At 66.8% G+C, this 26,452-nt stretch carries 29 protein-coding genes; 23 read left to right on the forward strand and 6 right to left on the reverse strand.

Annotated features, from left to right (window positions below; translation table 11 throughout):
• Window positions 1-197: 197 nt before the first annotated feature.
• The gene (locus BJ970_RS11220; RefSeq protein WP_184726205.1) at window positions 198-998 is read left to right on the forward strand and encodes a hypothetical protein; all 801 of its coding nucleotides are present in this window, start codon (window positions 198-200) and stop codon (window positions 996-998) included.
• Between the two features lie 68 nt (window positions 999-1,066).
• Here the strand turns inward: BJ970_RS11220 and BJ970_RS11225 are convergent, their stop codons facing one another.
• The 6 genes from BJ970_RS11225 to pdxR form a co-directional block, all read right to left on the reverse strand.
• Entirely contained in the window at window positions 1,067-2,293 is a 1,227-nt protein-coding gene (locus BJ970_RS11225) for a WXG100 family type VII secretion target (RefSeq protein WP_184726206.1), read from the reverse strand.
• Entirely contained in the window at window positions 2,290-2,643 is a 354-nt protein-coding gene (locus BJ970_RS11230) for a WXG100 family type VII secretion target (RefSeq protein WP_184726207.1), read from the reverse strand. Before BJ970_RS11230 ends, BJ970_RS11225 begins: the two co-directional genes overlap by 4 nt.
• A gap of 2 nt (window positions 2,644-2,645) precedes the next feature.
• Complete coding sequence (locus tag BJ970_RS11235; protein ID WP_184726208.1) at window positions 2,646-3,083, reverse strand: YbaB/EbfC family nucleoid-associated protein; 438 nt, start codon at window positions 3,081-3,083, stop codon at window positions 2,646-2,648.
• A gap of 166 nt (window positions 3,084-3,249) precedes the next feature.
• A complete protein-coding gene (locus BJ970_RS11240; protein WP_184726209.1) occupies window positions 3,250-4,098 on the reverse strand; it encodes a helix-turn-helix domain-containing protein in 849 nt (282 codons plus the stop codon).
• A 278-nt stretch (window positions 4,099-4,376) separates the two neighbouring features.
• Window positions 4,377-4,832, reverse strand: coding sequence for a DUF6319 family protein (locus tag BJ970_RS11245; protein ID WP_184726210.1), 456 nt, complete (start codon window positions 4,830-4,832; stop codon window positions 4,377-4,379).
• Between the two features lie 108 nt (window positions 4,833-4,940).
• Complete coding sequence (pdxR, locus tag BJ970_RS11250; RefSeq protein WP_184726211.1) at window positions 4,941-6,332, reverse strand: MocR-like pyridoxine biosynthesis transcription factor PdxR; 1,392 nt, start codon at window positions 6,330-6,332, stop codon at window positions 4,941-4,943.
• A gap of 165 nt (window positions 6,333-6,497) precedes the next feature.
• Here pdxR and BJ970_RS11255 point away from each other — a divergent pair, with 165 nt between their 5' ends.
• The 22 genes from BJ970_RS11255 to rpsQ all read left to right on the forward strand — a co-directional run bounded on the left by BJ970_RS11255 (window position 6,498) and on the right by rpsQ (window position 26,345).
• Window positions 6,498-6,944 carry a carboxymuconolactone decarboxylase family protein gene (locus BJ970_RS11255; RefSeq protein WP_184726212.1) on the forward strand — a complete coding sequence of 149 codons (447 nt, stop codon included), beginning with the start codon at window positions 6,498-6,500 and terminating at the stop codon, window positions 6,942-6,944.
• A gap of 684 nt (window positions 6,945-7,628) precedes the next feature.
• Entirely contained in the window at window positions 7,629-7,859 is a 231-nt protein-coding gene (locus tag BJ970_RS11260; RefSeq protein WP_184726213.1) for a hypothetical protein, read from the forward strand.
• Between the two features lie 397 nt (window positions 7,860-8,256).
• Window positions 8,257-9,105: a helix-turn-helix domain-containing protein gene (locus tag BJ970_RS11265; protein WP_184726214.1), complete on the forward strand. Its 849-nt coding sequence runs from the start codon at window positions 8,257-8,259 to the stop codon at window positions 9,103-9,105.
• Window positions 9,095-9,265, forward strand: coding sequence for a DUF397 domain-containing protein (locus BJ970_RS11270; RefSeq protein ID WP_184726215.1), 171 nt, complete (start codon window positions 9,095-9,097; stop codon window positions 9,263-9,265). The genes BJ970_RS11265 and BJ970_RS11270 overlap by 11 nt, the downstream gene beginning before the upstream one ends.
• 325 nt (window positions 9,266-9,590) lie before the next feature.
• On the forward strand, window positions 9,591-11,405 hold the full coding sequence (locus BJ970_RS11275; protein WP_184726216.1) for an ADP-ribosylglycohydrolase family protein: 1,815 nt from the start codon (window positions 9,591-9,593) through the stop codon (window positions 11,403-11,405).
• A 19-nt stretch (window positions 11,406-11,424) separates the two neighbouring features.
• Complete coding sequence (locus BJ970_RS11280) at window positions 11,425-15,240, forward strand: ADP-ribosylglycohydrolase family protein (protein WP_184726217.1); 3,816 nt, start codon at window positions 11,425-11,427, stop codon at window positions 15,238-15,240.
• Between the two features lie 3 nt (window positions 15,241-15,243).
• The gene (locus BJ970_RS39955) at window positions 15,244-15,522 is read left to right on the forward strand and encodes a glycohydrolase toxin TNT-related protein (RefSeq protein WP_184726218.1); all 279 of its coding nucleotides are present in this window, start codon (window positions 15,244-15,246) and stop codon (window positions 15,520-15,522) included.
• 420 nt (window positions 15,523-15,942) lie between these two features.
• Window positions 15,943-16,317 carry a 30S ribosomal protein S12 gene (gene rpsL, locus BJ970_RS11290; protein WP_009948619.1) on the forward strand — a complete coding sequence of 125 codons (375 nt, stop codon included), beginning with the start codon at window positions 15,943-15,945 and terminating at the stop codon, window positions 16,315-16,317.
• Window positions 16,317-16,787: a 30S ribosomal protein S7 gene (gene rpsG / locus BJ970_RS11295; RefSeq protein WP_184726219.1), complete on the forward strand. Its 471-nt coding sequence runs from the start codon at window positions 16,317-16,319 to the stop codon at window positions 16,785-16,787. The genes rpsL and rpsG overlap by 1 nt, the downstream gene beginning before the upstream one ends.
• A 96-nt stretch (window positions 16,788-16,883) precedes the next feature.
• The gene (gene fusA, locus BJ970_RS11300; protein WP_184726220.1) at window positions 16,884-18,986 is read left to right on the forward strand and encodes an elongation factor G; all 2,103 of its coding nucleotides are present in this window, start codon (window positions 16,884-16,886) and stop codon (window positions 18,984-18,986) included.
• Between the two features lie 215 nt (window positions 18,987-19,201).
• Window positions 19,202-20,395 (forward strand): elongation factor Tu, encoded by a 1,194-nt coding sequence (gene tuf, locus BJ970_RS11305; RefSeq protein ID WP_184726221.1) that lies wholly within the window; start codon window positions 19,202-19,204, stop codon window positions 20,393-20,395.
• A gap of 576 nt (window positions 20,396-20,971) precedes the next feature.
• Window positions 20,972-21,277: a 30S ribosomal protein S10 gene (rpsJ, locus tag BJ970_RS11310; RefSeq protein WP_184726222.1), complete on the forward strand. Its 306-nt coding sequence runs from the start codon at window positions 20,972-20,974 to the stop codon at window positions 21,275-21,277.
• A gap of 35 nt (window positions 21,278-21,312) precedes the next feature.
• Window positions 21,313-21,963, forward strand: coding sequence for a 50S ribosomal protein L3 (rplC, locus tag BJ970_RS11315; RefSeq protein WP_184726223.1), 651 nt, complete (start codon window positions 21,313-21,315; stop codon window positions 21,961-21,963).
• Entirely contained in the window at window positions 21,963-22,646 is a 684-nt protein-coding gene (gene rplD, locus BJ970_RS11320) for a 50S ribosomal protein L4 (RefSeq protein ID WP_184726224.1), read from the forward strand. Before rplC ends, rplD begins: the two co-directional genes overlap by 1 nt.
• Complete coding sequence (gene rplW / locus BJ970_RS11325) at window positions 22,643-22,942, forward strand: 50S ribosomal protein L23 (protein ID WP_184726225.1); 300 nt, start codon at window positions 22,643-22,645, stop codon at window positions 22,940-22,942. Before rplD ends, rplW begins: the two co-directional genes overlap by 4 nt.
• A gap of 31 nt (window positions 22,943-22,973) precedes the next feature.
• Complete coding sequence (gene rplB / locus BJ970_RS11330) at window positions 22,974-23,807, forward strand: 50S ribosomal protein L2 (RefSeq protein WP_184726226.1); 834 nt, start codon at window positions 22,974-22,976, stop codon at window positions 23,805-23,807.
• An 18-nt stretch (window positions 23,808-23,825) separates the two neighbouring features.
• Window positions 23,826-24,107: a 30S ribosomal protein S19 gene (gene rpsS, locus BJ970_RS11335; protein WP_184726227.1), complete on the forward strand. Its 282-nt coding sequence runs from the start codon at window positions 23,826-23,828 to the stop codon at window positions 24,105-24,107.
• 42 nt (window positions 24,108-24,149) lie between these two features.
• Window positions 24,150-24,569: a 50S ribosomal protein L22 gene (gene rplV / locus BJ970_RS11340; RefSeq protein WP_184726228.1), complete on the forward strand. Its 420-nt coding sequence runs from the start codon at window positions 24,150-24,152 to the stop codon at window positions 24,567-24,569.
• A complete protein-coding gene (gene rpsC / locus BJ970_RS11345; RefSeq protein ID WP_184726229.1) occupies window positions 24,569-25,408 on the forward strand; it encodes a 30S ribosomal protein S3 in 840 nt (279 codons plus the stop codon). The genes rplV and rpsC overlap by 1 nt, the downstream gene beginning before the upstream one ends.
• 3 nt (window positions 25,409-25,411) lie before the next feature.
• Window positions 25,412-25,831 carry a 50S ribosomal protein L16 gene (gene rplP / locus BJ970_RS11350; RefSeq protein ID WP_184726230.1) on the forward strand — a complete coding sequence of 140 codons (420 nt, stop codon included), beginning with the start codon at window positions 25,412-25,414 and terminating at the stop codon, window positions 25,829-25,831.
• Window positions 25,831-26,073, forward strand: coding sequence for a 50S ribosomal protein L29 (gene rpmC / locus BJ970_RS11355; protein ID WP_010315409.1), 243 nt, complete (start codon window positions 25,831-25,833; stop codon window positions 26,071-26,073). Before rplP ends, rpmC begins: the two co-directional genes overlap by 1 nt.
• Window positions 26,070-26,345 carry a 30S ribosomal protein S17 gene (rpsQ, locus tag BJ970_RS11360; protein ID WP_184726231.1) on the forward strand — a complete coding sequence of 92 codons (276 nt, stop codon included), beginning with the start codon at window positions 26,070-26,072 and terminating at the stop codon, window positions 26,343-26,345. Before rpmC ends, rpsQ begins: the two co-directional genes overlap by 4 nt.
• Window positions 26,346-26,452 lie beyond the last annotated feature (107 nt).

Genomic DNA, 26,452 nt, shown 5'->3' on the forward strand with positions numbered 1-26,452 from the left:
CGGTGCGGGTCGCTTCGGGGAAAATCGCCAATCTCGCTGCGCGGGCCCCTCGATTACCCGGCCAACGTTCCTGGACACGGCACTTGCTTCGGCCGTGGTCACTGAGGTGGCCGCCGCGTCCGAACAGTTGCTTGCGGCGAAGGTTGGCCGGGCGGCCGTGAGCCGTTAGCGTGTGCGACGGTGACGGGAGGTGGATCATGAACGTTCCCGGGTCGCAGCCAATGCCGGGGGACCCGTTTCAGCAGTGGGCGGCGCAGCAGGGTTGGCGGATCGCACGGGACGTGCCGACGGACGTGCTGGAACAGCTACCCGGGCCGCCCTTCCACGAGTACCGGCGCAAAGCGATTTCCTTGCTACTGGCCGGTCTTCATGAAGGCATGCCGGCACTGGTCATGCAGCTTGCGAATTCCTACCAGCACTCGGCGCCGAGCGGTTCTTACTATTCGCCGGGTGCCGACCGGCAGGTATCGACTTCCACTACTCATACCGGTACATCGATGACCAGTGTCGCGGTGCTGGAGTTGCCGGCTCCTGTCCCGGAGCTCTTGGTCGAGCAGCAACGGGACAAACTGGACGACGTGCTGAACCTGTTCAGGTTCAACCGCTCCCGAAGGCCGTTCCAAACCAGCCCGGTCGCGACGGTGCAGATCGGTGATCCGTCGCGGTCGCTCGAAGCGTTCACGTACCACCTCTCCGGTGCCAGCCCGCAGTACGTGCAGGCCGTGGCGACACCGGAACGACTGAACTGGTTGTACGCCTCGTTCGGCACTTATGCGGGCCTGGATGTGCAGGCACGGCCATACTTTCGCTTCTCCGGGCGCAAGGTCATCTGCTGGACCGGGGAAAGGCTTTTCAATCCCAAAGCGGTTGATGATCTGCTCGGCTGGGCGCATTTTCTGACGAGCTGGATTCCGCCTGCCGCCTTCCAGGACCCCGCGGCCGCACAAGCCGACCAGCAGCACACGCCGTTGCCCCAACTTCAGCTCCCGTTCAGCTGAATCCTTCGAGGTGAGAGGCATCCTTGGCGGGTCAAGGATGCCCCTCACCCATCATTTGCTCGGTTGGTTCACCAGTTGAGGTCACCGCTGATCGTCTGGTCCGGCGGGACTTCGGTGAAGCCGCCTTCCTTCGCCTGCTTCTCCAGGGCGTCGGCTGCAGTGCCGAGGCCGCCGGCCACCTGGTTGAAGCCGGACTTGGCGACGTCCTTTGCGCCGTAGCTCGGGGTGGATTCGCGGGACGTGACGGGGTTGCCGTCGGCGTCGCGGACGGGGTTGCCGTTCGCGTCGAGCTTGGTGCGTGTTCCGTCGTCGCTGACCGATGCGACGTCGCCGTCGCCGTCGACGGTGTACCCGTCCTGCTCGGCCTTTGCGGTGTTGCCCTTCGCGACCTGATCGGCGATGCCCTTGCCGTCCTTGAGCTGTTTTTTCGTGTCGCCGAGGGCCTTGCTGCCGATGTCGGCGGCGCCTTTCCCGCCGTCACCGCCGGGTTTTCCGTCGGTGATCTGCTGGACGCTTTCGTAGATGCGGATGGCGTCCAGGATCGCCTTGATGGCCGTGATCACGTCCATGATGTGACCGATGATCTTGGTGATCTTCTGGATCTGCTGGGCGGCCCGGGCGCAGGTGATGCCCGCTTCGGCCGTGGTCACCGCGGTCGCCGCGGCGATCGAGCCGCCGAAGGTCGGGCCCGCCGACGCCGTTGCCGTGATCCAGGTGGTGATGGCCCAGGTCAGGAAGTCGGCGAGGATGCCCTTGATGACCCCCTCGGCCGCTTGCATCATGGTGCCGCTCATCTGCAGCAGTTGGGAGAGGTTGTTGGCCTGGCCGCCGGTTGACTGCACGCCCTCGATGAATTTGGCCATCTTCTTGCGCAGCGCGTCGGCGGCCTCGCCGTCCCAGTTGGCGAGCTCGGTGTCGAGCGTGTTCGTCAGGTTCTGCGCCAGCTTGTCGATTTCGCCCTGCACGCCGGCGAAGGCTTCCGCGCCCTTGGCTAGTGCTTCGCTGTCGCCGGTGACGAGCTGGATCGCGTCACGCACCGGCGCCACGAAGTTGATCACGAACTCGACCCCGGTGCCGATGAGAAAACCCATCGGGTCCAGCGCGAAACTGGTCGCGCTGGACAGGTAGCTCTCGATGTCGCCCTTGAGCGCTTCGACGTCGCCCTTCCCGGCGTGGTCGTTGGCGCTGATGATGTCCTTGACGAACGGCAACTTGCCGAACGCCGAGCCGTCGACCGGCGACGCGGCCGGGTTGAGCGCGCTGTTCTCGCTGATCGCTTCCGCATTGCTGGTCACCAGGAACCGCCTCCGCCCCCACTGCCGGCGCCCTTGGTCAGGTCGCCGAAAAGCTTGCTGAACATGTCGGCGATCGACTGGTCGGCGTCCTGGTACTCCTTGCCGCACGCGGTCAGATCCTCGCCCGCCTTGGTCAGCCCTTCGGCCATCTCGTCGAGGTGCTGCTTGAACTTCTCCAGCAGATCGCGGTACGAGCTGTAGGTGGTGGCCAGGCCGAGCAGGCCCCAGGAGATCTCCGGGACCTCCGCCCCGGCGGCCTTGTCCTTGATGGACTTCGCGTCGGCGTTCATCCGGTCGACGTTGGTGCCGCAGCGCATGATCGCGTCGGCGGAAGCTCTGTAGCCGGGCATCGTCACCGCCCGCCGTCGAGGAAGGAATCCGGAAATTCGTCGTCGTCCGGCGCATTCCGCGGCTGCTCGACCGGGGCGGCGAACAGCTCGTCCTGAGTGCGCAGCACGCGTTCGCGAACATCGCTGTCCGGCACGTATTCCTGCACGATCTCGGCCTGCTTGCGGGCGGCTTCGGCGACCGCCTGTTGCAGGGTGCTCATGACGGTGCCGGACAGCTGGGCGGGCGATTGCCGCAGCGCGTCCTGGGTGAACTGGATTCCGGTGACGCCACCGGGGCCGGCGGTGACGGTGACCGAGCGATCGGCGGAGGTGGCGGAAGCCTGTAGCTCGCTGATCTGCTCCCGCATTCGGCTGAAGTCGCCCATCTGTTCTTCGGCCCGGCGGCCGGCTTCCTTGAGCGCTTCTAGCTTGCGTTGCAGATCATCCAGATCCGCTGGCATGACTCGCCTCCTCGGCGCAGTGCTGATTGGTTCTGACCGACGATGATTGCTGATCAGCTGCCGCGATGGGGCGAGTAGCGAAAAATTTCTGGAGGTCGGCGCGCGTTCGCGGTCGCAGCTCGCCGCCGTCGAGTCAGGACCGATCGGGTGATACGTGACTGTGTCCCTATTCCGGCGGCTGCCGTTGTTCGTACTGACGCACGTAGTTCTTGATGAGCCGCCGGGAATCCGACTCGCCCAGCGCGAGTTCCCGGAGGTGCTCGGTCGTCTCGACGAACACCGCGACGTCGTCCGGGGCATCCAGGATACCGATCGCGCACCGTTGCTCCAGGTGCACGGTCGGGCGGTCGTATACGAAGTCGACCAGCATGAACGCGCCGAGCAGGCCGGCGTAAGCGCCGATCGCGTTCGGAATCGCTCGAATCCGGATGTCCGCCGCCTCGGCCGCCCGGAGCAGGTGCTTGAGTTGCTCGATCATCACCCGCGGCCCGCCGATGGGCCGCCACAAAGCGCTTTCGTCGACGTAGAGGTCGTAGCTGACCGGTTCTTCCTTGTGCAGGATGCCCTGCCGGAGTTGGCTCAACTCGATGTAGCGGTCCATCTGCTCCGGCGGGACGCCGTACGCGCTGAACAGTGCCCGGGTATAGCCGCGGGTTTGCAGCAGGCCGGGCAGCACGACCAAGGAGAACTGGGTGATTCGGGTGGCGCGCTGCTCGGCGTCCAGCAACGCGGTCAGCTGCGGCGATAGGTCCAGGCCCAGTTCCCACCAGGCGGGCTGGTCGAGGTCGCGGGCGAGCCGGAGCAGCTTCTCGCGTTCGGCGCCGGTCACCCCGAGGATCACCAGAACACTGGACAAATCCGTCTCGCTCAGTTGATGCTGGGCGAGTTCGATCCGGCTGACCTTGGACTCCGACCAGCCCAGTCGTTCGCCGAGCCGACGCATCGACATGCCGGTCGACTTCCGGGCCGCGCGCAGCTCTCGGGCGAGCGCTCGTGCTCGGGGGGAGCCAGTCATGCGGCGTAGCATAGGACTTGATCGACTGGCCGGTACGGGTGTTGCGAGACTCCCACCGCATCTGGGAGTCTCCCACTGCGTGGTTACTGTTTGGTAGCTCGGTCGGGGTCGCAACGACCGGGGCCAGGCCGTGTGGCGTGCCGTGTCGTCGAGGGGCCGACACGGCATGCCGCACCGCTGATTTCCGGGTTCGCGTCGCACAGCCAGGGGCGGAAAGGCCGGGCGTCGCCCCATTTTCGAGGCGACGCCCGAGGGTGTGCGAGCGGTGGGAAGAAGTCTCAGGACTCGAGTTCGGCGAGGGCCTTGCGGACCCGCTCGACCTCGGCTTCCAGCTCGGCGAGCTTCGCCTCGTGCTGCTGACGCGCTTCGTGCAACACGCTTTCGATCGTGTCGGAGATGTCCTGGTGCAGCTCGGCGGCGGCCTTGGACACCGCGGCCGCAGCGACCGGCAGGCCCTGCACGACGCGCTTGCCCGAATGCATCAGGTCGGCCTGCCACTCGCCGTCGGCGCTGCCGGTGACCGTCAGCGTGAGCTCGACCGTCCGGATCTTCTTGGCCGTGCTCTGCTTGCGGGCCCGTGGCTTCTTCGCCGCCGGCTCGGCGGTCTCAGCGGACGCGGCGGATTCGGGCTGCGCCGACTCGGCCTGGGGTGACTCGGGCTGCGTCGGTTCGGGCTGCGTCGGTTCGGCTTGGGCCGACGCGGTCTGCTCGGTGCTCGTCTGCTCTTCGGTCAACGCTGTACTCCTGTTCGTCGCGGCAGGGGAACCAGAATATTAGAACAGGTGTTCCCCCGGTTGGTGGTGCGGACATGTCGGGCGCCGCGGCGGTGGCGCCCGCTCGGGTCACCGCTGCAGGACGGTGACCAATGCTTGTAGCGCGGGGCGGAAGGCGTGCTCCGCGGGTGCGGCGTAGCCGATGACCACGCCGGGCGGGTGCTCTCCGGGAGCAACCCAGTACGGCCCGAGCACCTCAAGTTCCACCGAGTGCTTCCGCGCCCGTGTCAGGACTTCTCGCTCCGTCGGTCCCTCCGGGTCGAGCTGCAGGGTGATGTGCAGGCCCGCCGAAATCCCGGCCGGGTAGGGCCGGTGGTTCGCGCGCATGCCGCTCAGCGCATCGCGGAGTTGCTCCCGTCGCCTCCGGTACACGGCGCGCGATCGGCGGACATGCTGATCGTAGGCTCCCGACCGGATCAGCTCCGCCATGGCCAGCTGTTCGAACAGCGGGGCGTGCAGTCCGCTGTGTTCTTTGAGCGTGCGGACCGGCGCGACCAGCTGCGGGGGCAATGCGAGCCACGCGAGCCGCAGGGCGGGGGCGAGGGTCTTGCTGGCCGTGCCGGCGTAGGCGATGTGGTTCGGTGCCATGCCTTGCAGCGAGCCGATGGGCTGGCGGTCGAAGCGGAACTCGCCGTCGTAGTCGTCCTCGATGATCAGCCGGTCTTCGGCCTTGGCCAGCTGGACGAGTTCCATCCGGCGCGTCGAGCTCATGGTGATGCCGAGCGGGAACTGGTGCGCCGGGGTGACCACCACGGCTTGGCTGTGCTGCTGCGCGACGTCGATGCCGTCGCGGTCGACGGGCACGCCGCGCACCGCCATGCCAAGGCTGGCCGGGATCGCGCGCAGGCTCGGCAGGGACGGGTCCTCGAAGTCGATCGAGTCCAGCCCCTGGTCGTGCAGGGCATTGCTGAGCAGCGACAACGCCTGGGAGTAGCCGTTGCAGATGATAATCCGGTCCGGCGTGGTGGCCACCGCGCGGACTCGGGCGAGGTAGTCGGCGAGGGCCTCGCGCAGTGCCGGATGCCCCTGCGGATCGCCGTAGTCGAGATCGCCCGCCGGGGTCGTTTGCAGGGCGCGGCGGCTAGCGGCCATCCAGTCCCGGCGCGGGAAGGAGCTGAGGTTCGGTCGGCCGGGGCGGAAGTCCCAGCGGGATGCGGGGGTTTCCAGGCGGGTCGGGGCGGCGACCGGGTCGGGGCTCGCCAGCCGTTCGGCGACGGTGGTGGGCGCACCCTGGCGGGACAGCAGGAAGCCCTCGGTGACCAACTGGTTGTAGGCGCGGGTGACAGTGCCGCGGGCGACGCCAAGGTCGTGCGCCAGCGCACGGGTGGAGGGGATGCGGCTGCCTGCCGGGAGGCGGCCGTCGCGGATCGCGGTGCGCAGCGCCTCGGCCAGCTTGCGGCTGTCGGGTCGGCCCACCCAATCCAGGTGCAGATCCAGCGAAGTGGACCATCCAACTGTCACAGCAATCGACCCTACCGAAGTGTCGCATTCGCGCCCCCGGCCTTTGGTCGCCGGCGATGTCGCCGCCGGCCCCGGGCGAACCGAGATTCCACTGGACCATCCGAGTGGGGTGGAACTGGACCACTTCGGTGGGCCGGTCGGTCCTAGCTTGGGGAGGTGAGTGGAATGCGTATCAACCTGCACAAGACCAGTCCGGCCGCCAGTCGCGCCATGTTTGCGTTCTCGCAGGCGGTCGCCGAGGAGTCCGACCGGGCGGGCCTGGCCCCGGACCTTCTGGAGTTGATCAAGATTCGGGCGTCCCAGCTCAACGGCTGCGCGTTCTGCCTGGACATGCACACCAGGGACGCGCGCAAGCTTGGCATGGGGGAGCAGCGGCTCGACCTGCTGGCCGCGTGGCGGGAAACAGACCTCTACTCCGAGCAGGAGCGGGCCGCCTTGGCGTTGACCGAGGCGATCACGAACCTGCCCGGCGGGGTCCCCGACGATGTTTGGGAGGAAGCCGCCGAGGCGTTCTCGGAAGAGCAGCTCAGCGTCGTCGTGTGGGCAGCGACGGTGATCAACACCTGGAACCGCCTTGGCGTCACGTCCCGCGCCGACTTTCCCCGGCGCTGACTACTGGCAGCGAGCCCGATCGGGTCAAGGGGGGCACCCTGAACTGATGGCTCAGTGGGAACGGGCCGGGTAGTCGAGGACCCGCCCGGGACCCCAGCGCGACCGGGACAATGCGATGCGTTGCGTGCCCGAGGTGATCGGCGCCCCGAGCAACAAGGGGCCCGGGCGAGACAAAAGAGCTACGGTTGGGCGGTCTGTCGTGTCGCTTTGAGCCGTATTCGGCGCTGTCGTTGGTAGTCGCTGGCGGCCTTCCTGCATGGGGTGCACCGGCATCCCCGGGAGTAGGACGCCCTGGTGCCGTGCTCGCGTACGGGGCGGGACGCCCATGCCTTTCGGTAGTCCCTTTTGGCGTGGCGGCACGCCTCGCACCGGCAGCCGAACTCGTCGTATGCATAGAGGGTGCCGTGTCTGCCTGCCGGGACGGCGCGCCGGGCGTTTCGGAGTCGCCTGTTCTTGCGGTATCGGGTGTGCTCGGCTTTGCAGGGCGAACACCTGCACTCGTGGTGCTGGTATCTGCGGAGAGTGCCGTGGGGTGGTGGCGTCTTGGCCCGTGATTTCATGGGATTTCGGTGTCTGTTTTCCGGGTAGCCTCGTTAAAACAGCGAATCGCCGATCGTGTTCTCATTTGGTGCGGAACTCACGGCGCGCCCTCGTGTGGTTCGGAAGGCTGGGGGACTGCCGGGCATGCGCGTCGCGTTCGTGATCCGCTACGACATCGCAGTATCGATCGGAGAATTCGCACTCATCGTGCGTGCACCGGTATACGAACATCAGTGTCTCGTGCGGAATTTTCGTCGGCATCAAACGCCCCTCGATCGTCGGATTAACGGCGGCCGTCGTCGCGGCCATCCAGCCAGGGCCGTGAGCGTCGTGTTCATGCTGAGCCACCACGGCCTGGTCTGCGTTCGTGAATAAGCATTTTGCGGCGTCACAGGCGAAAAGGACGGCGTAGCCGTAAACGAACACACGGTGCGGCATGAACGTTCTCCAAGATCGGGCCAGGACGCTAAGGGCGGGGTTTGGGGCCTTCGCCCACGCGGCTGCAAGGTCCGGATTTGAAAAGGTTTCGAATCGCCGCATGCCCGCAGTGGCGGTGTCGAGGGGCGTTCGGCGGTACTGGAACTATGGCCCGATCAGCCACGATTCCTCCGTTTGCAACATTCTACCGCGGTTTTGGTAGCTTACCATCGATTTGGATGTAACGGATCATGATGGCAACAAAGCAACTGTGGCAATCGTGTTACCGTGAGCGCAGCGGGTGAACCTCTGAGCCAGGGCGGTTGCTGTAGCGGCGGACAACAGGAGCGAACACGTGGCTACGACGCCAAAGGGACGTGCGTTGGGTATAGCCTTGCGCAAAGTCCGCAAGGAATGTGGCATTACCTTGCGTGAATTGGCAAGCATGATTGGTCGTCATTCCGGCGAGATATCCCGATGGGAAAATGCGGAGCGTCCACTGACGCCTGAGCGAGTTGCGCAGATTCTGACGGCGCTAGGTGTGAATGGTGAACGTTTCCAAGAGATTGTGGCACTCGCATACGATTCAAAGAACCCGCCTTGGGTTGCAACGACTCTACCGGAACGTGAACAGCAACTAAGTGCGCTGATCGAGTTTGAGCAAACCGCAACGTTGATAACAGCTGTCGCCCCCCTCCTGGTTCCGGGGCTACTACAAGACCGCGGCTACATCCAAGCAATCATGAGCGCTGGTGGCGTACCGCCAAGTGAGATACCCACACGGATCGCGATTCGCGTGGGACGGCGCGACGCGATAACGCGCGCCCAACCTGTTCGGTTCGTCGGCCTTATCGGCGAGGCGGTGCTACATCAGGTTGTAGGCAGCAGAAAAGTCATGGCTCAGCAACTTCGGCACCTGGGCGAAATGAACGGGCGACCAAACGTTTCCCTGCGAGTCATCCCATACAAAAGTGGCTGGCACCCTGCGCTAGAGGGCGCGTTTACCTTGATTGACTCGGACAACGCTACCCCGATCGTCCAACTTGAGAACCGACGATCAACGCTCTTGCTACACGAAGAGGATGATGTCTCAGCTTACCAGGAGGCGATTGAACAGCTTCAGTCAGCGGCATTGAACGAACACGACTCGATCAAGCTTATTTCCGGAGTTTTTGAAAGGTTGGAGAAAAACCGTGACACGTAGATGGAAGAAATCTAGTCGCAGTCAGAATGGTTCTGATTGCGTGGAAGTGGCTAGCACGCTCGATGCACTACGCGACTCCAAAGACCCGGAAGGGCCGGTCGTCACGGCCGACGTTTCAAAATTTATCCGAGCGGTGAGGGCTGGCCGGTTCGACCGGTGAGGCATGTGCGCAGTGGTGCCCCCGGTGTTGTACCGGGGGCATGACTGTGTCTGGCGTCGGCTGCGGCGGAGGGGCGCTGAGATGGCCCTGCGATGGCCCTGGGCTGACCCGTTCTCGTCGCGTGGCGACCTGATCGTGATCGTCGGTTAACGGGAAATACAGCCGATCCGGCCCGGCCTCGTGCGTGCGGTTGATACGGTTCTCGCCGCAGGACAAGATCGAGAAGACGGCACGCGTCCAAAGTGGATGGTGGTGGACCGGTTGAACGGCGGAGGGGTATGGCGATTTCAATGGAAATCGTCATACCACGATCGGAGTCCTGGCCATGGCTGAGAATATTTCTGAGGGCGCGAAAATGCACGCGTCGTACCGATTGACCGAAACGCCGCTTCCGGAGATCACCGATGGCGCTCGGGACTACGCGCGCAGCCACCCGGATTCCTGGATCTACTACACCGATCACACGCTGCCCGACGGCGCCCCTGTGACCACGGAGAACGTGATCGGGGGGCGTTGCATCGGTACGAACGGCGAGTTCACCGGGGAGACCTGGGTCAACGATCAGTTCCTGCCGCAACCCGCCTTTGCCAAGCGCCGGTTCCACGCCCATCTCGACCTGGTGCTCTGGCGTGTCCTCCACGGCTACACCGATCTCGGCGGACTTGCGGAGGCGTTCGCCGAAGCGAGCCCCTTGGTGGTGGTCGACCCGGACGAGGAGAACGCGCCGCAAATCGTCGAGATCGACGGTAAGCGGGCAATCTTCGCGTTCACCTCGCGAGAGCTGGTGCCGGACGAAAGCGACGCCGTGCGCGAAATTCCCGGACGGCAGCTGTTCGACTTGGGCGCGACCGACCCCGAACTCTGGATCGAGCTCAACCCTTCCGAGGCGGGACAAGGACTGCGCTTGCGGCTCCTGATCCAGGGTCTCGGAACGGTTTTAGGGCTGCTCCCACAGCTGGCTCAGGAATCCGCGGCTCGGCAGGCAGAACAGCCGGGCGCGGACACCCAGCAGCCGCAACCAGCTGCCCAGGCCCAATCGGCGGAGGCCCCGCCGGACGCCCATGAGCGGTTCATGGGGTCGATGCTCGCGGGGGCGGTGGGGGATGCGCTCGGTTATGCCATCGAGTTCCATGACATTGGGCTGATTCGGCAGCATTACGGGGATGCCGGGCTTACCGCTCCGGTGCTGCGCGACGGCGTTGCGCAGATTTCCGATGACACGCAGATGATGCTGTTCACCCTCGAAGGGCTCATCCGGGCGCACGTTGCCCGGCGGATCAATCCGTCCGACAACGATCCCGTGCCCGAGGTGCAGCACGCTTACCAGCGGTGGTTCCACACCCAGAACCAGCCCTGGGAGCGGGCCGGTGGTCCTTACACGAGGCATTTGCGGCAGCCCGACGGGTGGCTGATCACTCATCGGGAACTTTTCAGCGCTCGGGCTCCGGGTAGCACGTGCATGTCCGCGCTGGCGAATTTCGCGCAGACGCACCGGCATGCCAGCCCCCAGTTCAGGATCAACGATTCCAAGGGGAGCGGCGGAGTCATGCGGGCCGCGCCGGTGGCGGTGTGGTCCAACGATCCTGCCGAGGTGTTCTACGCCGCCGTCGGGACCGCCGCGCTGACCCACAGCCACCCCAGTGGCTTTCTGTCCGCCGGGGTGTTGGCGGTGATCGTGCACCAGTTGATCCGGGCCGTGCCGCTGCCGGAAAGCGTTCGGATGGCGCGGGATTTGCTGCTGCGGTGGCGTGGGCACGAGGAGCAGCTGCAGATCATCGACGCCGCGGTTGAGCTCGCCAAGAAGGGTCCCGTCACTCCCGAGGAGCTCAAGGACGCCCTCGGTCAGGGCTGGGTCGGCGAGGAGGCGCTCGCGATCGGGCTCTATGCCGTGTTGGCCACCGACAACCTCCGGGATGCGTTGCTTTTGTCGGTCAACCACTCGGGGGACTCGGATTCGACCGGGATCGTGTGCGGCAACATTGCGGGGGCGATCTACGGGACGCGGGCCATTCCACCGGACTGGCTGGCGACCCTGGAGTTGCGCGAACTCGTCGCGGCGCTGGCCAAGGATGCGCTGGTCGAGTTCAGCCCCGGGCCGCCGACCGATCCGGGGTGGACCCGGCGTTACCCCGCCTGGTGATCAAGAGGGAGACATCGCGATGACCGACGCTCAACCGGGCTCGTCGCTGAGCTGGGCCGATCGATTCCGCGGCGCCATGCTCGGCGGGGCGGTCGGGGATGCTCTCGGGTCCGGCGTGCGAAACGCCACCACCGCCGAGATCCAGCAGTGGTTCGGGCCGCAGGGCGTCGTCGATTACCTGCCGGTGTACGGGCGGCGCGGCGCGGTCACCGACCTGACGCAGCTGACCGTGTTCACCCTCGAAGCGCTGCTGCGGGCGAAGGCGGTCGGGGAGCAGTCGGCCGTGCCGACGATCGAGGGCAACCACCTCGCCTGGTTGCACACCCAGGGCGTGCCGTGGACATACGCGATGTCCAAGTACGCGGCGAGCGACCCGACCGGTTGGCTGTTGCAGCGTCCCGAGCTGTACTCCACCCGGAATCCCGGCGGTCCCGCGCTCTTCGGCCTCGGTGACCTCGTACACCGACCGGCGTTCCCGAACACCTACCAGTCGTCCAGCGAGCCGCCCATTCACCAGGGCTTGAGCGACTGCATCGTGTGGACGGCACCGCTCGCGCTGTGGAGCCCAGACCTCAAAGTCGTTGACCTGGACGCGCGAACGACTGCGGCGCTGTTGACGAAGGACAGCGGCGCGGTCACCGCGACCGAACTGCATGCCGATGTGCTCGCCCAACTCCTGCTCGGGTACAGCCTGTGGGGGGCGGTCGAAGCCTGGCAGACGCACCGGGCGTTCGCCGGGAGTGCGTCGCCACATGGCGCGCTGCGCGCAGCGCACGCGGCGATGTTCGCTACCAATGGGGGCCGCCGTCCGAGTCCGACGCAGCTGGACATCGAGTTCGACACCCGGACCGGACCGGGCGATCTGGGTATCGCGCTGGCGGCGGTCGCCGCCTCCCACAACTTCATCGACGCCGTGATCATGGCGGTCAACCACTCCGGCGACAGCGCCGTGACCGGGGCGCTGGCCGGGCAGCTCGCCGGGGCGATCTACGGGCTCGATGGGATTCCCACGCCGTGGCTCGACGAACTCGAGCTGCGCGAGATCATCGAGATCTTGTGCCAGGACGCTACCGAGGCATTCGCGCCGCCACCGCCGCCACAGTGGGTTCAGCGGTACGCGCCGAACCCCCGGCAGCTCGGTGGGCCGCGCGAACTGCCGAACACCGTCGAAGGCTTCGCCGAGCAGACCATGGTGTTGCCGGCCATCACGGCCGGACCGGTACCGGCATCGGACGGGTTGGACACCGTCGACACGCCCCCGCAGGGCATTCCCGCACCGAGCGGCGATGCTCGTGGTAACCGTGCCCAGCGCGACGGTTCTTGGAGTGATGCGGGCAGCAACCGCAGCGCGGGAAACATCGGAGGACCGACGTTCCCGGCGGTCAGCGCCGGAAGTCGGGCGGAGCCGGTGGCATTCGAATTCACCGACCCGTCGAGCACCGGGCCGATCCCGGTGTCGCAGCTGCGCTCAGCCGAAGCGCCGCTCGAATCCAACGCGGTATTCCCGACCGTCGACGCCTGGGTGGATCCGGTTGCGCGGGAGCGGGCGCAGTCCGAGGCCGACTCGCAGTTCGGGGCCTTCCCGTCGCTGGCGGCCCCGGTTGCTCCGCAGGCGGCGGAGTTCTCGACCTCGGCCGAGGAAGTCCCGGCGCCGGACTGGGAGTCGGCACCGGCTGCCGTGACGCCGGATGAGTCCCCGGTCGAGGACTGGTCGGCACCGGTCGCGGAGCGGGAGCAGACGGCCCCGACGCTGGACGCGTCGGAACGCGAGTTGCCGCAGGCCGTTCCTTCGGCGGCTGACCCGGAGCCGTTGGTCCCGGAACCCGCGGTCGAGCCGGAGGCGTCGGCGGAAGAAGCGCCGATCGTCGTGCCGGACGCCGATGACATCTCCGCCGCTCCGGAGCCGGCGGCTGCATCCGGCAGGTCCGTCGCATCGCTGGAGTTCGCCGAGCTGGAGTTGCCGGACGCCGATGCCGCCGACGCGGTGGCGGAGGGGGCGGTCGTCGGGCCCGCAACGTTCATCGAGCCGCCGGAATCAATTCGCGGGGAGTCCTTTCCGGACGCTTTCGAAGATGATGCGCGCGGGCAAGAGCAGGAAGTCGGCGGTGTTCAACAGGGCTCCAGCCCCGTTGAACGCGCAGGATCCGAGGCGGATCCGGACGTGGAGCGCGAGCCCGTCGACCTGGAGCCACCGGAGCCGATCGAGCTCGAATCGGCCGAACTCGGCGTGAAGCCGGACGAAGACGTCGTCGCAGCCGCCGACGCTGGTGAGCCCAAGGTCGCGGCCGCCGTCGCCGATTCCGAGACCCAGGGTCGCGCCGCCGAGCCGCCGAAACCCGACTCCGCAGACCTGCCGGAAGTTGCGGAAACCTCCCGGGAAGCAGCGGCTGAGACGGTCCTGCCGGACGTGGATGACCTCGGTGCGGGCGGGCCGTCCGATGTCGACGAGCGCGAGCCGTCGAACGGCGAACCCCGGGGAGCGGCAGAAACCCCCGCCGCCGGGCCAAAGCCGCCGGAGCCGGCGGTGCCGCCGATCGCACGTGGTGAACACGCCAAGGCGGACCGGCCCGACGACAGCGCCCCGTCGTTGACCGAGCGCGTGCTGGGCTGCTTCCTCGGCGGTGCCCTCGGTGACGCGCTCGGTGCGGACCTGGAGTTCATCACCGCCTCGGAGATCGCCGAGCGCTTCGGTCCCGACGGCCCGAGCGGCCTGCGCGAGGCGTACGGGGTGCATGGGGCGATCACCGACGACACCCAGATGACGCTGTTCACCGCCGAAGGACTGATCCGCGGCAGCGTCGCGAACCGCATGCTCGGCACCGCTGAGCCGCTGGCCGAGGTACAGCTGGCCTACCAGCGCTGGCTGCACACCCAGGGCGTTGAGTGGGATGCCGCCGCCGGGCCGTTCCTCGCCGACTACCCCGCGCCGGACGGTTGGCTGGTCGAGGTGCCCGGCCTGTTCAAGACCCGGGCACCCGGCAAGACCGTGTTCCGCGCGCTGGCCCGGTTCGGTGACGGCCACCCGGCCGGTTCGTTCACCGAGCGGATCAACGACTCCAAGGGCTGCGGCGGCGTGATGCGTGCCGCCCCGGTCGCGTTGTGCTCCACCGATCCGGCCGAGGTATTCCGGCTCGCGGCCAGCACCGCGGCGCTGACCCACAGCCACCCCGCCGGTTACCACTCCGCCGGCGCGCTCGCGGTGATCGTCCAGCAGGCGCTGCTCGGCCGTGGCCTCGACGACGGGGTGTGGCTGGCCTTGCAGGTTTTGGAGACCTGGGAGGACCACGAGGAGACCAGCGCGATGCTGAAAGCCGCCGTCGACCTCGCCGAGGCGGGCGTGCCGAGCCCGCAGCAGGTCGCCGAGACGCTTGGCGGAGGCTGGGTCGGCGAAGAGGCGCTGGCCATCGCGGTGTGCGCCGCCCTGGTCGGCGGCGAGGACGTCGAGCTCGCGCTGCGGATCGCGGTGCACCACGACGGGGACAGCGACTCCACCGGCGCTATCTGCGGCAACATCGTGGGCGCGCTGCTCGGCGTCGGTGCCCTCCCGGTCGACTGGCTGGCCGAGTTGGAGCTGCGGGACGTCGTCGAGCAGATGGCGCTGGACTGCGTGGCCGAGTTCGGCCGGGGCGCGTTTCAGCCGGGCCGGTCCGCGCTCGAGCCGCCGACCGACGAGGACTGGAACGAGCGCTACCCGGTCCGTCCACAGTGGTCGGCGGCGCCGGAGCCCGCGCGACGCGCGGCCGGTGACGAGCCCGGCCCGGAGTTTCCGGCACCCAAGCCCGCGCCCCGGCGCATCAACGGCGTCGTCCACACGTTCGAGGGGGAGGCCAAGTAGAAGGTGGCTGCCGAGGGGGCCGCCTCGGAGGCCAAGTCGGTCCGCCCCGCCGCAGCGACCGGGCGGGACTACCGCAGGCACCGGGTGTGCACCGGGTTCCAGGTGATCTCCGGAGTTGCGAAACCGGCCTACGGCCAGTTCGGCGGCGGCACCGCCGCCGTCCTCCCTGGTCACCGACGGCTGGCTCGCCGAGGCCTGAGACCGGCACGCGGCTTGGCCTGCGGTGTGACCGTTCGGTGTGATGCATCTCGCTTGGCGGGACGCCCTTGTCATGGTGGGTAGAGTGTCGAGTCAAGAAGACGTGAGCTCGCACTCAGAGGTGGCGGCGCCGGGTGATCGAGCAGGTCAAGGGGGACCCCGTTTTGACCCTCTGAGAACGGGGCAGGTATCTTTGTTTATCGGACCCGACACCCATCGGGTCGATCCGCATGCCCGTGCATGACGTGGTCGCCAGCTGTTGGTGTACCGCGTTAGCGCCGAGGATGTGTGGAACTCCTCTCGACAACCCTCTGGGGTAGTTCCCATTGGGGCGCATCGGCGCCGAAAGGCCGAGGAGCGGGCGACACGCCCGACCTCGTGGTGCGGGAGGAGTCCCGAAACACAGTGCCTGACAGGTGCTCGACGCCAGGGCACGCCGAAGCTCGAACGAGCGGCCGCTTGGTCGAGTACCAGAAGACGCGAACGCTGACAGAAAGCCGGTCCATGCCCACCATCCAGCAGCTGGTCCGTAAGGGCCGCCAGGACAAGGTCGCGAAGACCAAGACCGCGGCGCTCAAGGGGAGCCCGCAGCGGCGTGGCGTGTGCACCCGCGTGTACACCACCACCCCGAAGAAGCCCAACTCGGCACTGCGCAAGGTCGCTCGTGTCAAGCTGACCAGCGGCATCGAGGTCACGGCCTACATCCCGGGCGAGGGCCACAACCTGCAGGAGCACTCGATCGTGCTCGTTCGTGGCGGCCGTGTGAAGGACCTCCCCGGCGTGCGCTACAAGATCATCCGCGGTTCCGCTGACACCCAGGGTGTGAAGAACCGTAAGCAGGCTCGCAGCCGGTACGGCGCGAAGAAGGAGAAGAGCTGATGCCCCGCAAGGGTCCGGCCCCGAAGCGGCCGCTGCACGCTGACCCCGTGTACGGCTCGCCGCTGGTCACGCAGCTGGTGAACAAGGTCCTCGTGGACGGCAAGCGCTCGCTGGCCGAGCGGATCGTTTACGCGGCGTTGGAAGGCTGCCGGGAGAAGACCGGTACCGACCCGGTCGTCACGCTCAAGCGTGCCCTGGACAACGTGAAGCCCACCCTGGAGGTCCGCAGCCGCCGCGTGGGTGGCGCGACCTACCAGGTGCCGATCGAGGTGCGGGCCGGTCGCTCCACCACCCTCGCGCTGCGCTGGCTGGTCGGTTACTCCCGGCAGCGCCGGGAGAAGACCATGGTCGAGCGCCTGATGAACGAACTGCTGGACGCGAGCAACGGTCTCGGCGCGAGCGTCAAGAAGCGTGAAGACACGCACAAGATGGCGGAGTCCAACAAGGCCTTCGCGCACTACCGCTGGTGACGTCGGGTCGGCCCTTGCCCGCCTCGGCACACCGATTCGACAGCTTGCATCTGTCTCAGGATTTGCACCTGCTGTTAGGGAACGGGGAAGAAACTCGTGGCACGTGACGTGCTGACTGACCTGACCAAGGTCCGCAACATCGGCATCATGGCCCACATCGACGCGGGCAAGACCACCACGACCGAACGGATCCTGTTCTACACCGGGATCACGTACAAGATCGGCGAGGTGCACGACGGCGCCGCGACGATGGACTGGATGGAAGAGGAGCAGAAGCGGGGTATCACCATTACCTCGGCTGCTACCACGACCTTTTGGGGCGACACCCAGATCAACATCATCGACACCCCGGGCCACGTCGACTTCACGGTCGAGGTGGAGCGGTCGCTGCGCGTCCTGGACGGCGCGGTCGCGGTGTTCGACGGCAAGGAAGGTGTCGAACCGCAGTCCGAGCAGGTCTGGCGTCAGGCGGACAAGTACGAGGTCCCGCGCATCTGCTTCGTCAACAAGATGGACAAGCTGGGCGCCGACTTCTACTACACGGTCCGGACGATCGAGGAGCGCCTCCACGCCCGGCCGTTGGTGCTGCAGCTGCCGATCGGCGCCGAGTCCGAGTTCGAGGGCGTCGTCGACCTGGTCCGCATGAAGGCGCTGACCTGGCGCGGCGAGGTCAAGAAGGGTGAGGACTACGAGGTCGAGGAGATCCCGGCCGACCTCGCCGAGACGGCCGCGGAGTACCGCGAGAAGCTGATCGAGGCCGTCGCCGAGTCCGACGAGGCCCTGATGGAGGCCTACTTCGGCGGCGAGGAGCTGACCGAGGAGCAGATCAAGAGCGGGATCCGCAACCTCACCAACAGCCGCGAGGCCTTCCCGGTGCTCTGCGGTACGGCGTTCAAGAACAAGGGTGTCCAGCCGATGCTGGACGCGGTGGTGGACTACCTGCCCTCGCCGCTGGACGTCCCGCCGGTGCAGGGCCTGCTGCCCGACGGCGTGACCCCGGCCGAGCGCAAGCCCAGCATCGAAGAGCCGTTCTCCGCGCTGGTGTCCAAGATCGCCGTGCACCCGTTCTTCGGCAAGCTCACCTACGTCCGGGTCTACTCCGGCAAGGTCTCCTCGGGCACCCAGGTCATCAACTCGACCAAGGAGCGCAAGGAGCGCATCGGGAAGATGTTCCAGATGCACTCCAACAAGGAGAACCCGGTCGACGAGATCCAGGCGGGTCACATCTACGCGGTGATCGGCCTCAAGGACACCACGACCGGCGACACCCTGTGCGACCCGGCGAACCCGATCGTGCTGGAGTCGATGACCTTCCCGGCGCCGGTCATCGAGGTGGCCATCGAGCCCAAGACGAAGGCCGACCAGGAGAAGCTGTCCACGGCGATCCAGAAGCTCGCCGAGGAAGACCCGACGTTCCAGGTCAAGCTGGACGACGAGACCGGTCAGACGATCATCAAGGGCATGGGCGAGCTGCACCTTGAGGTGCTCGTCAACCGGATGAAGTCCGACTTCAAGGTCGAGGCGAACATCGGTAAGCCGCAGGTGGCCTACCGCGAGACGATCCGCAAGTCGATCGACAAGTACGAGTACACGCACAAGAAGCAGACCGGTGGTTCCGGTCAGTTCGCGCGCGTGATCATCGGACTCTCGCCGATCGAGCAGACGTCCGAGAGCGCGACCTACGAGTTCGAGAACAAGGTCACCGGTGGGCGCATCCCGCGGGAGTACATCCCGTCGGTGGACCAGGGCGCGCAGGACGCGATGCAGTACGGCGTGCTGGCCGGCTACCCGCTGGTCGGCGTGAAGGTGACCTTGCTCGACGGCCAGTACCACGAGGTCGACTCCTCGGAAATGGCCTTCAAGGTCGCGGGTTCGATGGCGCTGAAGGAAGCCGCCGCCAAGGCGTCCCCGGCGCTGCTCGAACCGATGATGGCGGTCGAGGTGACCACGCCCGAGGACTACATGGGCGATGTCATCGGCGACCTGAACTCCCGCCGTGGTCAGATCCAGGCCATGGAGGAGCGCAGCGGTACCCGCGTCGTCAAGGCTCTCGTGCCGCTGTCGGAGATGTTCGGGTATGTCGGCGACCTGCGGTCCAAGACCCAGGGGCGCGCGAACTACTCGATGGTGTTCGACTCCTACGCCGAGGTTCCGGCGAACGTGGCTAAGGAGATCATCGCCAAGGCAACGGGCGAGTGACCCGCTGCTCGGTCCCGGCCGGGACCGAGCATGAGGCAACGCCTCGCGAAGGCGACCGGGGAGCAATCCCCTCCAGTTCGGCGGCGGACGGGCCGCCACCCGCAAGGGCAGTGCTCTTCCGGGATCGGTGGCCCGCTCGTCACCTACCCGACAGGACTCCGCCTGGCACAACAAGTCGTACGGCGGAAAGTTAACAAGTCCAGGAGGACAATCCAGTGGCGAAGGCGAAGTTCGAGAGGGACAAGCCGCACGTCAACATCGGGACCATCGGTCACGTTGACCACGGCAAGACCACGCTCACGGCGGCCATCACCAAGGTGCTGCACGACAAGTACCCGGAGCTGAACCCCTTCACGCCGTTCGACGAGATCGACAAGGCGCCGGAGGAAAAAGAGCGCGGCATCACGATCCAGATCGCGCACGTCGAGTACCAGACCGAGAAGCGCCACTACGCCCACGTGGACGCCCCCGGTCACGCCGACTACGTGAAGAACATGATCACCGGTGCGGCGCAGATGGACGGCGCGATCCTGGTGGTCGCGGCGACCGACGGCCCGATGCCGCAGACGCGTGAGCACGTGCTGCTGGCCCGCCAAGTCGGCGTGCCCTACATCCTGGTGGCGCTGAACAAGGCCGACATGGTCGACGACGAGGAGATCCTCGAGCTCGTCGAGATGGAGGTCCGCGAGCTGTTGTCGGCCCAGGAGTTCCCGGGCGACGACGTGCCGGTGATCCGCGTTTCCGCGCTGAAGGCGCTGGAGGGCGACGCCGAGTGGGGCGCGAAGATCGTCGAGCTGATGGACGCGGTGGACGAGAACGTCCCGGACCCGGTCCGCGAGATCGAGAAGCCGTTCCTGATGCCGATCGAGGACGTCTTCTCCATCACGGGCCGCGGCACCGTGGTCACCGGCCGCATCGAGCGCGGTGTCATCAAGGTGAACGAGGAGGTGGAGATGGTCGGTATCAAGGAGAAGCCGATCAAGACCACCGTCACCGGTGTCGAGATGTTCCGCAAACTGCTCGACGAGGGCCAGGCGGGTGACAACGTCGGCCTGCTGATTCGCGGTATCAAGCGCGAAGAGGTCGAGCGCGGCATGGTCGTCGTGAAGCCCGGCACCACCACCCCGCACACCGATTTCGAGGCGCAGGTCTACATCCTGTCCAAGGACGAGGGTGGTCGGCACACGCCGTTCTTCAACAACTACCGGCCGCAGTTCTACTTCCGTACCACCGACGTGACCGGTGTGGTGACCCTCCCCGAGGGCACCGAGATGGTCATGCCGGGCGACAACACCGAAATGTCGGTGCAGCTGATCCAGCCGATCGCGATGGACGAAGGTCTGCGCTTCGCGATCCGCGAGGGTGGCCGCACCGTCGGCGCCGGTCGCGTCACCAAGATCCTCAAGTGACGTGGCGAGGGCCCGTCCCCGTGTACTCGGGGACGGGCCCTCTCTGCTTTGCAGAGCAGACCGAACACGGGACCACCTACGCAAGGTGAGTCCGGGCCATCTTCGAAAAAGCCACCCCCGGTTTGGGCTGGCTGAACAGGTATGTCATCCTGTATAGGTTGCTCGTTCAGGGCGGCCGGGTTGTGAACGGACCGAAGTCGATTAGGTTCGAAGCTCCGGCCGCCTTGCTGCGAGGGCCTCGCGCCCTTGTTCCGGTTCGCCGACCGTTCTCAGACGGTAGCTGAATCGCCGGGTTCCCGGCGGTGGACCGAGCAGGGCACAAGAAGGTGTACGGGCCGCAAGGCCCATCCCGTCGGCGACGTTCGAGGGGACCGGTATGCGGTAGCCGGGCGACACGCCCGACCGCGGGTACCGGGCACCAGATACCTGAACAGGGGCGGACTGAGAGCTGTGGCGCCTCCCGGCATCGGGACGACACCAGGCTGAGGCCGCGTGGAGCACCACCCCCGCGAGGGTGCGGTGCGCCCGCACCCAAGACCAAACCGCGGCACGAGACTAGAGGAACGGCAAGCCACTATGGCGGGACAGAAGATCCGCATCCGGCTCAAGGCCTACGACCACGAGGCGATCGACGCGTCCGCGCGCAAGATCGTCGAGACCGTGACGCGCACCGGCGCTCGGGTCGTTGGGCCGGTGCCGCTGCCCACGGAGAAGAACGTCTACTGCGTCATCCGCTCCCCGCACAAGTACAAGGACTCGCGGGAGCACTTCGAGATGCGGACGCACAAGCGGCTCATCGACATTCTCGAACCGTCGCCGAAGACGGTCGACGCGTTGATGCGCATCGACCTGCCGGCCAGCGTCGACGTGAACATCCAGTAAGCGCGGCGACGAGGTAGCTGGAGAGAACGAGACCTATGTCTGACAGGCAGATCAAGGGGATTCTGGGCACCAAGCTCGGCATGACCCAGGTCTTCGACGACCAGAACCGGGTGGTCCCGGTGACGGTCGTGCAGGCCGGGCCGAACGTGGTGACCCAGATTCGGACCCCCGAGAAGGACGGCTACTCGGCCGTGCAGCTGGCGTTCGGCGCCATTGACCCGCGCAAGGTGAACAAGCCGCGGAGCGGCCACTTCACCAAGGCCGGTGTCACCCCGCGCCGCCACGTCGTGGAGCTGCGCACCGCGGACGCCGGCGAGTACGAGCTGGGCCAGGAGATCAACGCCGACGTCTTCGAGGCGGGCGCGGTGGTCGACGTGGTCGGCACCAGCAAGGGCAAGGGCTTCGCAGGCACCATCAAGCGGCACGGCTTCCGCAGTCAGGGCGCCAGCCACGGTACCCAGGCCGTGCACCGCAAGCCGGGTTCCATCGGCGGCTGCGCCACCCCCGGCCGCGTGTTCAAGGGCATGCGGATGGCCGGGCGGATGGGTTCGGACCGTGTGACCACCCAGAACCTGAAGGTTCACAAGGTGGAGTCGGAAACCGGCCTGCTGCTGATCAAGGGCGCCGTGCCCGGCCCCAAGGGCGGCCTGGTCCTGGTTAAGAGTCCCGCGAAGGGTGGTGCGTGATGAGCCTGACGCTCGATGTCCGTACCCCGGACGGTAAGACCGACGGCACCGTCGAACTGCCCGCCGAGATCTTCGACGTGCAGGCGAACGTGGCACTGATGCACCAGGTCGTGGTGGCCCAGCTGGCCGCCGCGCGCCAGGGCACGCACGCCACCAAGACGCGCGGCATGGTGTCCGGCGGCGGCAGGAAGCCGTACCGCCAGAAGGGCACCGGCAACGCCCGGCAGGGCTCCATCCGGGCCCCGCAGTTCACCGGCGGTGGCACCGTGCACGGTCCCCAGCCGCGGGACTACTCGCAGCGGACCCCGAAGAAGATGAAGGTCGCCGCGCTGCGCGGTGCCCTCTCCGACCGGGTTCGCGCCGGCCAGCTGCACGTGGTCACCGGCGTGGTCGGCGGCGAGCAGCCGTCCACCAAGCAGGCCAAGACCGCACTGCGCAACTGGACCGAGGCCAAGAAGGTTCTGGTGGTGCTCAACCGCCGCGAGGAGGAGAACTCGTGGCTGAGTCTGCGGAACCTGCAGAACGTGCATCTGATCGACCCGGGCCAGCTGAACACCTACGACGTGCTCAACAGCGATGACGTGGTGTTCACCAAGGCCGCGCTCGACCGTTTCGTCGCGGGCCCGGTCAAGGGCCGGTCGGTCAAGGCCGCCGCGTCTTCCGCAGAGGGGGCAGAGCAGTGAGCGCCGACCCGCGAGACATCATCCTTGCGCCGGTGATCTCCGAGAAGAGCTACGGGCTGCTTGAGCAGGGGCAGTACACCTTCCTGGTGGACCCGCGCTCCAACAAGACCGAGGTCAAGATCGCGGTCGAGAAGATCTTCGGCGTCAAGGTGACCAGCGTCAACACGATCAACCGCGTGGGCAAGCGCAAGCGTTCCCGGACCGGGTACGGCAAGCGCAAGGACACGAAGCGGGCGATCGTCACCCTGTCGCCGGAGAGCAAGCCGATCGAGATCTTCGGCGGACCGGCCGCCTGACGGTGCTGATTAGGACGAGGTTGCGTTAACAATGGGCATTCGCAAGTACAAGCCGACGACGCCGGGCCGTCGTGGCGCGAGCGTGTCCGACTTCGCCGAGATCACCCGGACGGAGCCGGAGAAGTCGTTGGTGCGTCCGCTGAACAAGAAGGCGGGCCGCAACGCTCAGGGCAAGATCACCACGCGGCACAAGGGTGGCGGTCACAAGCGGGCTTACCGCCTGATCGACTTCCGCCGCAACGACAAGGACGGTGTGCCGGCCAAGGTCGCGCACATCGAGTACGACCCGAACCGCAGTGCTCGGATCGCGCTCCTGCACTACGCCGATGGCGAGAAGCGCTACATCATCGCGCCGAACAACATCAAGCAGGGCGACAAGATCGAGAGCGGTGCGCGTGCGGACATCAAGCCGGGTAACAACCTGCCGCTGCGCAACATCCCGACCGGCACCGTGATCCACGCGATCGAGCTCCGTCCCGGTGGCGGCGCCAAGATCGCGCGGTCCGCCGGTGCCCGGGTGCAGCTGGTGGCCAAGGACGGCCCGTACGCCCAGCTGCGGATGCCCTCGGGCGAGATCCGCAACGTGGACGCCCGGTGCCGGGCCACCGTCGGCGAGGTCGGCAACTCCGAGCACGCCAACATCAACTGGGGCAAGGCCGGCCGCATGCGGTGGAAGGGCAAGCGCCCGACCGTCCGCGGTGTCGTGATGAACCCGGTGGACCACCCGCACGGTGGTGGTGAGGGCAAGACCTCCGGTGGTCGTCACCCGGTCAACCCGAAGGGCAAGCCGGAGGGCCGCACCCGCCGCCGCAAGCCCAGTGACAAGCTCATCGTTCGCCGTCGCCGTACCGGCAAGAAGCGCTGAGCAGGGAGGTAAGCAAACATGCCACGCAGCCTGAAGAAGGGCCCGTTCGTGGACGACCACCTGCTCAAGAAGGTGGACGCGCTCAACGAATCGGGCAAGAAGACCGTGATCAAGACCTGGTCCCGCCGGTCCACGATCATTCCGGACATGCTGAGCCACACCTTCGCGGTGCACGACGGCCGCAAGCACGTCCCGGTGTTCGTCACCGAGTCGATGGTCGGGCACAAGCTGGGCGAATTCGCCCCGACCCGCACCTTCAAGGGCCACGTCAAGGAAGACCGGAAGTCGCGGCGCCGCTGAGCGGGTCTGTGACACGAACGAGTAAGAGCAAGGGGTAGCAGGATGACAGCCCGTTCCGACGACACTGCCGCGGAGGAGACCCCGCGCGCAGTGGCGCGGGCCCGGTTCGTCCGCGTGTCGCCGATGAAGGCGCGCCGCGTGGTCGAGCTCATCAAGGGCCGGAGCGCCAGCGATGCCCTGGCCGTGCTTCAGTTCGCGCCGCAGACCGCCAGCGGTCCGGTGTCGAAGGTGCTCGCCAGTGCGATCGCCAACGCGGAGAACAACCTTTCCCTCGACCCCGAGACGCTGTGGGTCCACCACGCGTACGTGGACGAGGGTCCGACGTTGAAGCGGTTCCGGCCGCGCGCGCAGGGCCGTGCGTACCGGATCCGCAAGCGGACCAGCCACATCACGGTCGAGGTCGAGTCCCGGCCGAAGGCGGCGACCAAGTCCCGAAAGAGCCAGAAGGGGAGTGCCCGGTAGTGGGTCAGAAGATCAACCCGCACGGCTTCCGACTCGGCATCACCACGGACTGGAAGTCTCGCTGGTACGCCGACAAGCAGTATTCGGAATACGTCGCGGAGGACGTCAAGATTCGCCGGCAGCTGTCTCGCGGCATGGAGCGCGCTGGGATCTCGAAGGTGGAGATCGAGCGCACCCGCGAGCGGGTCCGGGTGGACATTCACACCGCTCGGCCGGGCATCGTCATCGGCCGCCGCGGTGCCGAGGCGGACCGCATTCGCGGTTCCCTGGAGAAGCTGACCGGCAAGCAGGTCCAGCTGAACATCCTTGAGGTCAAGAACCCCGAGGCGGACGCCCAGCTGGTCGCGCAGGGCGTGGCCGAGCAGCTGTCCAACCGCGTGTCCTTCCGGCGCGCGATGCGCAAGGCCATCCAGTCGGCCATGCGCTCGCCGCAGGTCAAGGGCATCCGGGTGCAGTGCTCGGGTCGCCTCGGCGGCGCGGAGATGTCCCGCTCGGAGTTCTACCGCGAGGGTCGGGTTCCGCTGCACACGCTGCGCGCGGATATCGACTATGGCTTCTTCGAGGCCCGCACCACCTTCGGCCGCATCGGCGTCAAGGTGTGGATCTACAAGGGTGAGCTGGTCGGCGGCCTGAAGCAGAAGCAGCAGGAGTCCGAGGTCCGTCCGCCGCGCGGCGGTGGCGACCGCGGCGAGCGCGGTGGCCGTTCCGACCGCGGTGGTCGTCGCCGGGGCGCCGGTGGCGCGGACCGCGCCGCAGCTGACAAGTCCGCCAAGGCCGACAAGGCCGCGGAGGGCGAGCAGCCGCAGGCTGCTGCGGCTGAAGAGAAGACGGAGGGCTGAGACGTGCTCGTCCCACGCAGGGTGAAGTGGCGCAAGAGCCACGCGCCGAAGCGTAAGGGCTTCGCCAAGGGTGGCACCCGGATCAACTTCGGCGAGTACGGCATTCAGGCGATCGAGCACGGCTACGTGACCAACCGGCAGATCGAGTCGGCCCGTATCGCGATCACCCGGCACGTCAAGCGTGGCGGCAAGGTGTGGATCAACATCTTCCCGGACCGCCCGCTGACCAAGAAGCCGGCCGAAACCCGGCAGGGTTCCGGTAAGGGTTCGCCGGAGTCCTGGGTCGCCAACGTCAAGCCCGGGCGCATCATGTTCGAGCTGACCTTCCCGAACGAGAAGACGGCGATCGAGGCGCTGACCCGTGCGGCGCACAAGCTCCCGATGAAGTGCAAGATCGTGTCCCGTGAGGGTGGTGACTTCTGATGGCAGCGGGTGTCACCGCATCCGAGCTCCGCGAACTCAACGAGGAGGAGCTCGTTCAGCGACTGAAGGAAGCGAAGGAGGAGCTGTTCAACCTCCGCTTCCAGATGGCCACGGGCCAGTTGCAGAACAACCGGCGGCTGCGCGTCGTCCGCCAGGACATCGCCCGGATCTACACCATCATGCGCGAGCGCGAACTGGGCCTGACGGTTTCCCCTGAAGGCGCCGAGGAGGGCGCGGCATGAGTGAGAAAGGACAGGGCGTGGAGCGCAACCGCCGCAAGGTGCGCGAGGGTTACGTCGTTTCGTCCAAGATGGACAAGACGATCGTGGTGTCCCTCGAGGACCGCAAGAAGCACGCCCTCTACGGCAAGGTCATGCGGCAGACCACCAAGGTCAAGGCGCACGACGAGGCCAACACGGCCGGTGTCGGCGACCGCGTGCTGCTGATGGAGACCCGACCGCTGTCGGCCACCAAGCGCTGGCGGCTGGTCGAGGTCGTGGAGAAGGCCAAGTAAACGGTGTGCGGTCGGCTGGCCGCCGGGAGTCCTCCCAGCGGTCGGCCGGTTCGCGTGCCAGCAGTGACCGCGCGCGTCAGGTCGGAAATTTGGCGCGCCAGAGTGTG

The sequence above is a fragment of the Saccharopolyspora phatthalungensis genome (genome assembly GCF_014203395.1).
Classification (GTDB): domain Bacteria; phylum Actinomycetota; class Actinomycetes; order Mycobacteriales; family Pseudonocardiaceae; genus Saccharopolyspora; species Saccharopolyspora phatthalungensis.